Annotated in this window: 9 protein-coding genes; all 9 read left to right on the forward strand. The window is 62.9% G+C overall.

The features are described 5' to 3' along the window. Window positions 1-15: 15 nt before the first annotated feature. The 9 genes from nirB to KIO76_RS22195 all read left to right on the forward strand — a co-directional run bounded on the left by nirB (window position 16) and on the right by KIO76_RS22195 (window position 12,240). On the forward strand, window positions 16-2,466 hold the full coding sequence (nirB, locus tag KIO76_RS22155) for a nitrite reductase large subunit NirB (protein ID WP_213325762.1): 2,451 nt from the start codon (window positions 16-18) through the stop codon (window positions 2,464-2,466). 4 nt (window positions 2,467-2,470) lie between these two features. Next, the gene (gene nirD, locus KIO76_RS22160; RefSeq protein WP_213325763.1) at window positions 2,471-2,800 is read left to right on the forward strand and encodes a nitrite reductase small subunit NirD; all 330 of its coding nucleotides are present in this window, start codon (window positions 2,471-2,473) and stop codon (window positions 2,798-2,800) included. 3 nt (window positions 2,801-2,803) lie between these two features. Beyond that, window positions 2,804-5,476, forward strand: coding sequence for a nitrate reductase (locus KIO76_RS22165; protein ID WP_213325764.1), 2,673 nt, complete (start codon window positions 2,804-2,806; stop codon window positions 5,474-5,476). Further along, window positions 5,448-6,908, forward strand: coding sequence for a siroheme synthase CysG (cysG, locus tag KIO76_RS22170; RefSeq protein ID WP_213325765.1), 1,461 nt, complete (start codon window positions 5,448-5,450; stop codon window positions 6,906-6,908). The genes KIO76_RS22165 and cysG overlap by 29 nt, the downstream gene beginning before the upstream one ends. Before the next feature lie 378 nt (window positions 6,909-7,286). Then, window positions 7,287-8,090 carry an IclR family transcriptional regulator gene (locus tag KIO76_RS22175; RefSeq protein ID WP_213325766.1) on the forward strand — a complete coding sequence of 268 codons (804 nt, stop codon included), beginning with the start codon at window positions 7,287-7,289 and terminating at the stop codon, window positions 8,088-8,090. A gap of 24 nt (window positions 8,091-8,114) precedes the next feature. Next, complete coding sequence (locus tag KIO76_RS22180; protein WP_213325767.1) at window positions 8,115-9,086, forward strand: dihydrodipicolinate synthase family protein; 972 nt, start codon at window positions 8,115-8,117, stop codon at window positions 9,084-9,086. 44 nt (window positions 9,087-9,130) lie between these two features. Continuing rightward, window positions 9,131-10,459 carry an ABC transporter substrate-binding protein gene (locus KIO76_RS22185; protein WP_213325768.1) on the forward strand — a complete coding sequence of 443 codons (1,329 nt, stop codon included), beginning with the start codon at window positions 9,131-9,133 and terminating at the stop codon, window positions 10,457-10,459. A 6-nt stretch (window positions 10,460-10,465) separates the two neighbouring features. After that, window positions 10,466-11,410, forward strand: coding sequence for a carbohydrate ABC transporter permease (locus KIO76_RS22190; protein WP_213325769.1), 945 nt, complete (start codon window positions 10,466-10,468; stop codon window positions 11,408-11,410). After that, the gene (locus KIO76_RS22195; protein WP_213325770.1) at window positions 11,407-12,240 is read left to right on the forward strand and encodes a carbohydrate ABC transporter permease; all 834 of its coding nucleotides are present in this window, start codon (window positions 11,407-11,409) and stop codon (window positions 12,238-12,240) included. Before KIO76_RS22190 ends, KIO76_RS22195 begins: the two co-directional genes overlap by 4 nt.

A 12,240-nucleotide genomic window follows, 5' to 3' on the forward strand; every position in this document is an offset into this window, starting at 1 on the left:
CGGAGGAATCAAGACATGGCTGAGAAACTCGTCATCATCGGCAATGGCATGGCTCCGGGAAGAATGCTCGAGCATCTTCTTGAAGCCGCCCCCGCCCGTTATCAGATCACGATCTTCAACGCCGAGCCGCGCGTGAATTACGACCGGATTATGCTGTCACCGGTCCTTTCAGGCGAGAAGGCGTATGACGAAATCGTCATTCACGGCGACGGCTGGTACATCAAGCACGGCATCACCCTCTACAAGGGGCACCGGGTCGTTGCGATCGACCGGGCAAAAAAGACGATCACCTCGGACCGTGGGGTGACCGAAAGCTACGACAAGCTGGTCGTCGCGACCGGTTCCATGCCGTTCATCATACCCGTCCCCGGCAAAGACCTGCCGGGCGTGCTCTCCTACCGAGATCTCGACGACGTGAACGCCATGCTTCTTGCCGCGCAATCCCGCGACAAGGCTGTGGTGATTGGCGGCGGACTGCTCGGTCTTGAAGCAGCCGCGGGCCTGAGAGAACGCGGTATGGACGTCACGGTGCTCCATGTCATGCCAACGCTGATGGAACGCCAGCTCGATCCCGCGGCCGGCTATCTGCTGCAGAAAGCCGTCGAGCAGCGCGGCATCACGGTTCGCACAAAGGCCAACACCCGGGCAATCATCGGCAACAGCAAAGTCGAGGGCGTTGAGCTCGACACCGGCGAGATCATCCCCGCGACACTGGTGGTCATGGCCGTTGGCATTCGGCCGAATGTGGACCTTGCCAGGGAGGCCGGCCTCACGGTCAACCGCGGCATCGTCACCGACGATCGCATGCAGACATCAGATCCCGACATCCTGGCCATCGGCGAATGCGCGGAAGTCGGAGGCCATGTCTACGGCCTCGTCGCGCCGCTTTACGAGATGGCCAAGGTCGCGGCCGAAAAGCTGGCCGGCGGGGAAGGCAAACGGTTCGTCCACACCGACACGCCGACCAAGCTCAAGGTCACTGGCATTGATCTCTATTCGATCGGCGACTTCGCTGATGGCGATGATCGCGAGGAGATCATCCTGCGCGACGCGTCGGCCGGCATCTACAAGCGCGTCATCCTGCAGGACAACAAGATTATCGGCACCGTGCTGTTCGGTGAAACGGGCGATGGTGCCTGGTTCAACGACCTGAAGAAGAAGGGCTCCGACATCTCGGAGATTCGCGACACCCTGATCTTCGGACAGGCATTCCAGGGAGGCGCTTCCCCGGACCCTTTGGTGGCCGTTGCAGCTTTGGCGGATGACGCGGAAATCTGCGGCTGCAACGGCGTCTGCAAGGGCACGATCACCAATACGATTACGGCAAAGGGTTTGACCTCGCTGGACGACGTGCGGGCTCACACCAAGGCATCAGCCTCCTGCGGCTCCTGTACCGGACTGGTCGAGAAGCTGATGACGTTGACGCTCGGCGACACCTACAATCCAGCAGCGGTGCAGGCGATGTGCCCGTGCACCGAATTCGGCCACGACGAGATCCGCCGGCTGATCAAGGCAAAGGAACTGAAGACTATCCCTGCAGTCATGCAGGAATTGAACTGGAAGACCTCCTGCGGCTGTGCGAAATGCCGGCCGGCCCTGAACTATTACCTGGTCTGTGACTGGCCGGATGAATATGCCGATGACTACCAGTCGCGCTTCATCAACGAGCGTGTCCACGCCAATATCCAGAAGGATGGCACCTATTCCGTGGTCCCGCGGATGTGGGGCGGAATCACCTCGGCCAGCGAATTGCGGGCCATTGCCGATGTCGTCGACAAGTTCGCGATCCCGACAGTCAAGGTCACCGGCGGCCAGCGCATCGATATGCTCGGCATCAAAAAGGAAGATCTGCCGGCGGTATGGGCGGATCTCGGCAAGGCTGGATTCGTTTCCGGGCACGCCTATGCCAAGGGCCTGCGCACCGTGAAGACGTGCGTCGGAACTGACTGGTGTCGCTTTGGCACGCAGGATTCCACCGGCCTCGGTATCCGAATTGAGCGATTCATGTGGGGTTCATGGACGCCGGCCAAGGTGAAAATGGCGGTATCGGGTTGTCCTCGCAATTGCGCGGAATCGACGTGCAAGGATATTGGCGTCATCTGCGTGGACTCCGGCTACGAGATCCATTTCGCCGGCGCTGCCGGTCTCGAAATCAAGGGCACGGAGGTGCTCGGCCTCGTGAAGAGCGAGGACGAAGCACTGGAGGTCGTCGTCGCGCTGACCCAGATGTACCGCGAGCAGGCGCGCTACCTCGAGCGTATCTACAAATGGGCGAAGCGCGTCGGCGTTGCCGAGATCAAGCGGCAGGTCCTCGACGATGCGAGCCGCCGCCGCCAATTCTACGACCGCTTCGTGTTTTCCCAAAAATTCGCGCAGGTCGATCCGTGGTCGGAACGTGTATCCGGCAAGGACAAGCATGAATTCCAGCCCATGGCGACGCTTTCCTACCAGCAGGCCGCAGAGTGATATCATGAACTGGTTCGAAATCGGATCGATCGACGACATTCCCCTGCGTGGCGCACGCTGCGTAACCACCCCCCAAGGCCGCATCGCCGTCGTCCGGACGGCCGATGACAGGATCTTCGCCATCGACGACCACTGCCCGCACCGCCGCGGTCCGCTGAGCGAAGGGATCGTTCACGGCACATCCATCACCTGTCCGCTGCACAACTGGGTGTTCTCACTCGAAACCGGCAAGGCGCAAGGCGCCGATGAGGGCGCTGTCAGGACGCTACCCGTTCAAGTAGCCGAAGGTCGCATCCTGCTTGGCCTCGACCTCGCGCTGATCGCGGCGGAGTGACGGATGGAGGATTCGACGATCGAGACGAGGACAACCTGTCCCTATTGCGGCGTGGGCTGCGGCGTGCTGGCGCGCGTCGCCGGGAACAGAGAGGTTTCCGTTCGCGGCGATCCTGACCACCCCGCCAACTTCGGCAAGCTTTGCTCGAAGGGCTCTGCGCTCGGTGCGACGACGGGGCTCGACGGGCGCCTCTTGAAGCCCGCGGTCAACGGACGCGAGACGTCTTGGGACGAGGCGCTGGATCTCGTCGCTCGCCGGCTCACACGGACCATCATGGACCACGGACCAGACGCCGTTGCGTTCTACGTGTCCGGCCAGATGCTGACCGAAGACTATTACGTCGCCAACAAACTGATGAAAGGCTTCATCGGCTCCGCCAATATCGACACCAACTCGCGGCTGTGCATGGCATCGTCCGTCGCGGGCCACCGCCGGGCCTTCGGTGAGGACATCGTGCCTGGGGTCTATGAGGACCTGGAGCAAGCCGACCTCGTTGTCCTCACTGGGTCCAACGCGGCGTGGTGCCACCCGATCCTCTATCAGCGCGTGCTCGCCGCACGGAGCGAACGTGCGATGAAGATCGTCGTGATCGACCCGCGCCAAACGGCCACCGCGGTCGAGAGCGACCTGCACCTTGCACTTGATCCGGGCACGGACGTGTTGCTGTTCAACGGGCTCCTGGCGCATCTGACGCGGGAGAACGCGATTGACCAAGACTTCGTGGCGAGCCGGACCTCGGGCTTCGCCGCAACCCGCGACGTGGCACAGGCCGATGCTCCGTCGATCGAGGCTGTGGCCGAGGGCTGTGGACTGGCCGCGAGGGATATCCGCCATTTCTACGAAATGTTCGCGACGACGGAGAAAGTCGTTACGGTGTATAGCCAAGGCGTCAACCAGTCGGCACATGGCACCGACAAGGTCAACGCGATCATCAACTGCCATCTTGCTACCGGGCGCATAGCAAAGCCCGGGATGGGGCCATTCTCCGTCACCGGTCAGCCCAACGCCATGGGCGGCCGCGAGGTCGGGGGCCTGGCCAACCAGCTTGCTGCCCATATGAGTTTTGAGGATCCCGCCGACGTCGATCGCGTAGCGCGTTTCTGGAAAGCTTCGGGCATCGCCAGGACTAGCGGCCCGAAAGCCGTGGACATGTTTCGCGCGGCCGGGGACGGGCGGATCAAGGCGCTCTGGATCATGGGCACCAATCCAGCGGTCAGCATGCCCGATGCAACGCGGGTACGGGAAGCATTGAAGGTTTGTGATTTCGTCATCGTCTCGGATGTCACCCGCACCGACACGACGCGCTACGCCGATGTGCTGCTGCCGGCTGCCGCCTGGGGCGAAAAGAGCGGTACGGTCACCAACTCCGAACGACGGCTCTCCCGCCAGCGTCCATTCCTGCCGCTGCCGGGCGAGGCGCGCGAAGATTGGCGGATCATCTGCGAGGTCGCAAGGCGCATGGGTTTTGCCGACGCCTTCGCATTTGACGGAACGGCCGCCATCTTTCGCGAGCATGCGGCGCTCTCAGCCTTTGAGAACCGGGGCGAGAGATTGTTTGATATCGGCGCCTTTGCGGCCATCCCGGATGACGACTACGAGCGGTTCCCGCCGCGCCTTTGGCCGCAATCCGGAAACGGGCCAACCCACGCGCGCCTGGTTACAAGTGGACGCTTCCCGACGCCGGACGGGCGCGCGCGCTTTGTTCCCGTGCGGCAGGAGGGGGGGGCAAAAGCAGTGAGCTCGGCTTTCCCTCTCCGGCTTAACACCGGCCGCTCGCGGGACCAGTGGCATACGATGACACGCACAGGGCTGGTACCTCGGCTTATGGCCAACGCGCCTCAGCCGATGGTCGATCTCCATCCGCACGATGCAGCCACAAACGGTCTCGCCGAGGGTGACCTCGCTTTGCTGAAAACCCCGTACGGCTTCGCGCGTGCCAAGGCCCACCTCACAGAAAGTCAAAAGCCCGGCGATGCCTTTCTGCCGATCCACTGGAGCGGACAGTTTGCGTCGAGCGCCGGCGCCGGCGCTCTCGCATGCCCGGCAACAGACGCGTTCTCCGGACAGCCCGAGTTGAAGTCCGTGCCGCTGCGGATCGAGCGCGAGGTCGTTGCCTGGGAGGGAGTACTGATCACGCGGCGCGATCTGCGCCCGACCGGTTTCGTCCACTGGAGCAGGCAACGTGTCGAGGGTGGCTGGGTGTACGAATTCTGCGGCGGGGAACCCCCCGACCAAGGAATTCTGCTCACCCGGAAATTCATCGAGGCTTTTCCCGCGGATCGCCTTCAGGAGTACCGCGACCGAAAGGGTCTCTCTTACCGGGCGGCTGTCGTCGACGACGAGGGGCATATGGCCGAAGCGCTTCTCGTCGCGCAAGTCGGACTGCTACCGGCGCACGACTGGCTGGTCTCGCTACTGGGCGCAAGGCGGGCCCTGACAATGCAGGACCGCCAAGTCCTCCTGTCGGGCCGCTCGCCGTCCCCAGCTCCATCCATCGGGCGAATTGTCTGCTCATGCTTCAACGTCGGAGCCAACCAGATCGCCTCCGCCGTCGCTGCCGGCTGCCAGAGCCTGCTGTCCATCGGCGAAACCCTCAACGCGGGGACCAATTGCGGCTCGTGCCGCTCCGAAATCAGGAGCATCATCGATGCAGGTCGTATCCAGGCGGCCGAATGATGCGGGCCCCGCCCGTATCCGGCCCTTGTCCGTACTACCCGTCTTCCTCGACCTCGGCGGAAGGCGGGCCGTCGTCGCCGGCGGCAGCGACGCCGCGGCTTGGAAGGCGGAACTGCTGGCAGCAGCCGGCGCGCAGCTCGATGTCTATGCGCGGGACGGTGAACTGTCGGAAGATATGGCTCGGGTGGTCGGAAGCAGCGCGGCCATCACGTATCACGCCCGCCAATGGACACCCGCTGATCTGAGTGGCGCTCACGTGGCACTCGCGGATCTTGATGCAGAGGCCGCGTTCGATTTCGAGCGCGCCGCACGCAACGCCGGGGCCGCCTGCAATGTGATCGACAAGCCAGCTTTCTGCCATTTCCAGTTCGGCGCGATCGTCAATCGCTCGCCCGTCGTCATCGGTATTTCCACCTCAGGTGCCTCGCCCATCCTGGGTCAAGCCATCCGTCGCCGGATCGAGACGTTGCTTCCGCCATCGCTGGCACGATGGGCTGCCCTCGCCCGCGATATGCGCGATCGTGTCACGGGGGAGCTCATAGGGAGCAAGCGCCGACGATTGTTCTGGGAGAGACTTGCTGAGCGCGCCTTCGGGCCAGCGCCTGGTGCCAGAACAGAGGCGGATCTCCACGAAGCCATCGCGTTCGGGCAGACCTTATCGACCACCGGTCATGTGAGTTTCGTGGGAGCTGGTCCAGGGGACGCCGAATACCTGACGCTGAAAGCAGTGCGGGCCTTGCAGGCAGCCGACGTCATCCTGTTCGACGACCTCGTCTCCGAAGAGGTTTTGGAACTTGCCCGGCGCGAAGCGAAGCGCGTCCTTGTCGGTAAACGGGCCGGGCGGCCAAGTTGCAAGCAGGACGAGATCAACGCGATGATGGTGGCGCTCGCAAAGGGCGGGCGCCGGATCGTGCGTCTGAAATCCGGCGACCCGATGATCTTCGGTCGTGCCGGCGAGGAGATCGCCGCTCTTGAGAAGCACGGGATAAGCTATGACGTCGTACCCGGCATCACCGCCGGCCTCGCTTTAGCGGCGTTTCTCGGCGTGTCGCTGACCCACCGCGACCATGCCCGTTCTGTGCGCTTCGTAACAGGGCACTCCAAACATGGAGGCCTTCCGGAGGATCTCGATTGGCGTGCCATTGCCGATCCCACGGCGACGACGATCTTTTACATGGGCGGACGGACAGCAGCCCCAATTTGCGAACGGCTGACACGGGAGGGGCTTTCCCCGCTAACGCCGATTACCGTTGCTGCCTCGATCGGCCGCGCGCGGCAGGTCGTCAAATCTGGAATGCTGAAAGATCTTCCGGCCTTGTCGGCGACGTTGGATGCTGCTGAGCCCATTCTGATCGGCATTGGGACAGTTTTTCAGGGGCACGCGGCCGAAGACGCGAGTGTTGCAAAGGCGCGCTACGGCCGAGCCTCCTGAACAGCGCTCGATCAAGCATCCGAATTCTGGCCGACGCGAACAAGGTTCGACGAGCGAAGGATGGAAGGCGAGGCATCCAGCTTCCATGCCTTGGCGCAACACAGACGATCCCCGGAATTTTTTTTGGCGTCGGCCACCCTCGGCGCGAAATCTCGTGCTGCTGATCTAACGCCGAACCGAAGTCCCGCGCACACGCGGCTGTGCCTCCTTATTCACAAGCTCAAACGTCCTCGTCGACCTCAGCGACATGCCATTGTCGGGCGTTCGATGGCCAAGCTCAATCGGCGTACAGGCCGTTACGGCAGCCGCGCGAATTCATGGTTGACTCAAAACCTGAACCGTGTTCAAAAAATGAACGTTGTTCAGAAAGACGATGTCATGGCCGCTTCGCTCCTCGATCGCGCGTTAAACACGCTGGAACTGATGTCCACGAGACTTGGCGGCGTCAGCGTCACACAGGTGGCCGACGAGATCGGGCTGCCGAAGAGCGGCGCGCACCGCCTGCTCACCGAGCTCATCCGCCTCGGCTACGTCCGCCAGGACACCGAAACCGAGCGCTATCATCTCACCACGCGGCTGATCTCTATCGGCCTCGCCTATCTCTCAGCGAGCGGCATTACCGACATATCCCAGCCGATCCTCGACCGCCTCGCTGAGGAAAGCGGAGAGCTCGTCCGCATGACCGTGGTCGACGGCGACCATTTGACGTGGGTTGCGAAGGCGCAAGGCGCTCGGTCCGGCCTCCGTTATGACCCCGAAATGGGGGGGCATCCTGTCCTGTTTTGCACCGCAACCGGACAGGCCTGGCTCGCAAGCTTCAGTGACGACGAGGCGATCGCCCGCGTCGCCAGGCAGGGTTTCGGCAAGCTCGACGAGCACGGGCCGAACGCACCGCGCACGATCTCCGCCTTGGTCGAGGCCCTCGTCCGCACTCGCAGCAAGGGATACGCTTATGTTGACCAGGCCGCCGAGGCGGGCACCTCGGCGCTCTCGGCTGCCGTTCTGCACCCGCGCACAGGCGTCGCGATCGGCACCGTCAGCATCGCCGGTCCTTCCGCCCGGTTGACACCGGACCACGCCGTGCGGCTCGCGCCTCTTCTGCTCGCGGCCGCCAAAGAACTGTCTGCGACAAGCGCCGGCTCCGAGCTCTTCACTGACAAGGCCCTCGCCCGCGCAGGCTGAACGAAGTCACAAGAGGACAAACCAATGACCGCTCCGACGGCGCTCACGCGAGCGCCCGCGCCGTTGCGCAAAGCTGTGCTGGCGCGCCCCTTCAAGGGCGTAATTTCCGCCCCGTTCATGCCGATGCAGGGAGATGGGGAGATCGACTGGATCTCGCTGCGACATTATATGCGCTGGATCGCTGACCAAAATCCAAGCGCAATAGCTGTCAACATGGACGCCGCGGAAGCGCCGGCGCTCAGCAATGCCGAACGCGTCGAGGTGATGCGAGTCTGCGCGGAAGTCGTCGCGGGCCGGGTGCCGCTGGTCTGCGGCCTGATAGGCGGGGCGACGGACCAGATGATCGCGCACGGCCGCGACCTCGTCGCGGCCGGTGCCGAAGGCTTCTGCGTCTTCCCACCCTTCCCGGTCTTCATGGGGGCGCCTATCCCACCCGAGATGATCCGGCGCTTCCACGCCGACATCGCCGACGCGCTCGGTCTACCACTCATTGCCTTCCAGTTCCCGCGTGGCTGGGGTCCCGACTATTCCGGCGAGATGCTCGACGCGCTGGCCTCAATCCCGCAGGTCATTGCGATCAAGGAATCATCCTTCGACGCCAATCAGACCATCCAGTCGGTCCAGAGCGTGAAAGCGCTGCCTGACCCCATCGGGATTCTCACCGGCAGCGACACATTCATTTACGAAGCGATCCTCATGGGGTGCGACGGCGCGCTGATCGGCTTCGCGGGAACCGCGGTGGCCGAGCTCGTGGCGATGAACGAGGCCGTCCAGAATGGCGACGCCCAGAAAGGCCGCGAGATCTGGGAGCGACTGGCGCCGGTCGCCCGCTACTGCTGGCGCGCACCCATCCGCGATTTTCGCCCGCGCATGAAGGAGATCCTACGCCTGCAGGGCTTGATCGCCGACGGGGCCGTCCGTCGGCCCCAGCTCGGTATCTCGGCCAACGAAAAGGGCGCGCTTGCCCATTTGGCACGAACCGCCGGGTTGATCTGAACGATAAACGTCCGGACGGCGATCCGGACCGGAGGAGGAAAATCATGTTCGAGACATCCATCAGCCGTCGCGGTCTGGTGCGGAGCGCAGCAACGCTCGCGGCCACCGCCACTTTGCCGGCCCCATTCCTGCGCGCGCAGACGCAGCGCCGCATCGTCTTTTGGCACAGCTATTCCCAGAAGGAGCGCTCGGATGCGATGCGGCAGATCGCCGACCGTTTCGAGAAGGCGAACCCGGGGGTCAAGGTCGATATCGAGATCGTACCCTGGCCGGCCTTTCCGCAGAAATGGCCTGCAGCAATGGCGGCAGGGACCCTGCCGGACGTGACGATCCTGCTGGCCGAGAATGCGGTGCCGATGGCGCTTGCCGGCGCGCTCAACCCGATGGACGACGTGGTCAAGGCATTGGGCGGGGCAGAGGCGTTCAAGGGTAACCTCGTCAAGACAACGGGCCTATTCCGCGGTCAGTACGTCTCCGTCCCACATTACGTCCATAGCCGGCTGCTGGTCTATCGGAAGGACCGCTTGGCCGAGGCTGGCATGCAGCCACCGGTGACCTGGGACGATGCGCTGAAGGTCGCAATCGCGACGACGAAGGCCCCGGAGTATTTCGGCTGGATCCTCAAGCTCGCCAAGGGCGACACTGGTGGTGGCTTCCTCCTGTGGATGATGACACGTTCGGCCGATGGCTCGTTCTTCGACAAGGACGGCAAGGTGTCATTCGACAGCGCGCCGGTGAAGGACGCCACCGCCTTCATCGTCGAACTCGCGCGCAAAGCGGGCGGGCCGGGCGTCACCGATTACAAGATCAACGACAATTTCAGCCTCGTTAACAGCGGCAAGACGAGCTTGGCGGAGGATTCCGCCGCGATCGTCGCTGGTGCCGCCAAGGATGCGCCCGCCGTCGCCGAGCAGCTCGATGCGACCTTCATGCCGCGGCGTGAGCGCGTCGGTAATCTGCTGGGCGGCATCTCCGTTGCTCTGCCGAAGGGCAGGAACCCCGCAGACGGCAAGGAATTCGCCAAATTCCTCTTTGCCGAGGAGAATTACACGCCCTTCCTCCTGACGATCCCGCTGTTCATGTTCCCGAGCCTGAAGCGCGCCGAAGGTTCTGCGTTCTTCGACAATCCAACGATCAAGCGCTTCCGCAACGTCGTCGATGTGACGCTTCAGGGGCTCGAGGACACCAGCCTCGCCGGCATGGAACATGGGCTCAATCCCTATGCGGGGCCGGTAATGAACAGCTATGCGGTCGAAGATATGTTCCAGCGCATCCTGCTTCGCAACGAACCCATCGATCAGGCCGTCGGCGCGACCGCAAAGCAGATCGAAAAGGTCGTCGGCGACGTGCGAACCCGTTTTGACCGGGGCTGATCGCGCATGTCAGTCCTTGCGGCCAAGGTCGATACGCTTCAACCGGCGCGCCCGGGCCGCGGGCTCGCCGCCTGGCTCGACGAGCGCCTCGCGATCCTTTTCCTCATACCAGGCTTGGCCTGCCTCGCGGCAGTCATCCTGTATCCCGTCGCCTATAACGCTGTCGTCGGCTTTACGAACGCCAGCCTCATGTTTCCGGGCTGGCGCTTCGTCGGCACCGCCAATTTCGAGGTGACCCTCGCGGATCCCCTGTTCTGGCGCGCGACGCTTAACACGCTGATCTGGACCGCATTCTCCGTGACCGGACAGCTGCTGCTCGGCCTTGTCGCCGCGCTGGCGCTGGAGAAGGTTACGATCGGACGCACGACGCTGCGGCTCGCCCTCATCGTGCCCTGGGCTTTTCCTTCGATCGTCATGGCCTTCGCGTGGCGCTATATGCTGGACCCACTCTACGGCGTGCTGAACTTCCTGCTGATGTCGGCCGGCCTGATCGACGCGCCGCAGCAATGGCTGGGCTCTCCCGATCTGGCGATGCCGACGGTGATTGTCATGAATATCTGGTTCGGTTTCCCGTTCATGATGGTAGCAATCGTCGCGGGCCTACAAACAATCCCGCAGGAACTCTACGAGGCCGCCGATATCGATGGTGCCGGCCCGTGGCAGAAATTCTGGTATGTCACTCTGCCGGCGCTCTGGCAGGTGATCGCCACGGTCGTGATCCTGCGCACGATCTGGATCTTCAATAATTTCGACTTCGTCTTCCTGACCACCGGCGGCGGGCCTATCGACGCGACCACGACGCTGCCGGTCTACGCCTACAATGTGGGCTGGCAGCAATATGATATCGGCCGGATGGCAGCCGTTGCCTTGGTCATGATGGTCATCCTCGGCTTCATTCTCGCCGTCTATTTCCGCCTTCTCAGCCTCCAGGCAAAGACTGGAGAGCAATGAGCATGTGCAACCGTGGGTGGTATCTCATCGCTTATGCTATCGGCGCGATCTTTGCCGTCTTCGCACTGACGCCGCTCATTTGGATGATCTTCTCGTCCTTGAAGCCTTACGAGGAACTCTACAACTTCCCGCCATCCTTCAGCCTGTCGAGCCTTGGGCTGCATTATTACGATAAGGTGCTGCTCTCCTCTCCATTCCCGCAATTCCTCGCAAACAGCCTCATCGTCTCGGTGGTCTCGACGCTGATCAGTGTCCTCTTGGCGGCGATGGCGGGGTGGTCGCTGGCGCGGGCCCGCTTCCGCGGGCAATGGCTGATCCTCAATGCGGTGTTGCTGGCCTATCTTTTCCCCCAGGCCTTGATCGTGCTTCCGCTGTTTACAGCCATCGCGAAGATCGGCCTCGCCAACACCTATCTCGGGCTCATCCTGGCCTATATCACCTTCACCTTCCCGTTCTCGACCTGGATGCTGACCGCCTATTTCGCAAAGGTGCCGATCGAGATCGAGGAAGCCGGACGCATGGACGGCGCGAGCAATCTGACGATCTTCTGCCGGCTCGTTTTGCCGCTGGCGGCGCCCGGCATTGTCACAGTCGCAATCTTCTCCTTCATCAACGCCTGGAATGAATTTCTCTATGGCCTCGTCATCTTGGGCGGCGGCGAGAAGCGCACGCTGCCCGTCGGCCTCTACAATTTCGTGGGCGGTGAGTTTGCCCAATGGGGGGAGATGATGGCCGCAACCAGCCTCACCATGTTGCCAACACTCCTCCTGTTCCTGTTCATCCAACGTCGGTTGGTCGGCGGGCTCACCGCCGGCGCCGTCAAGAGCTGA

The sequence above is a fragment of the Chelatococcus sp. YT9 genome, assembly GCF_018398315.1.
Classification (GTDB): domain Bacteria; phylum Pseudomonadota; class Alphaproteobacteria; order Rhizobiales; family Beijerinckiaceae; genus Chelatococcus.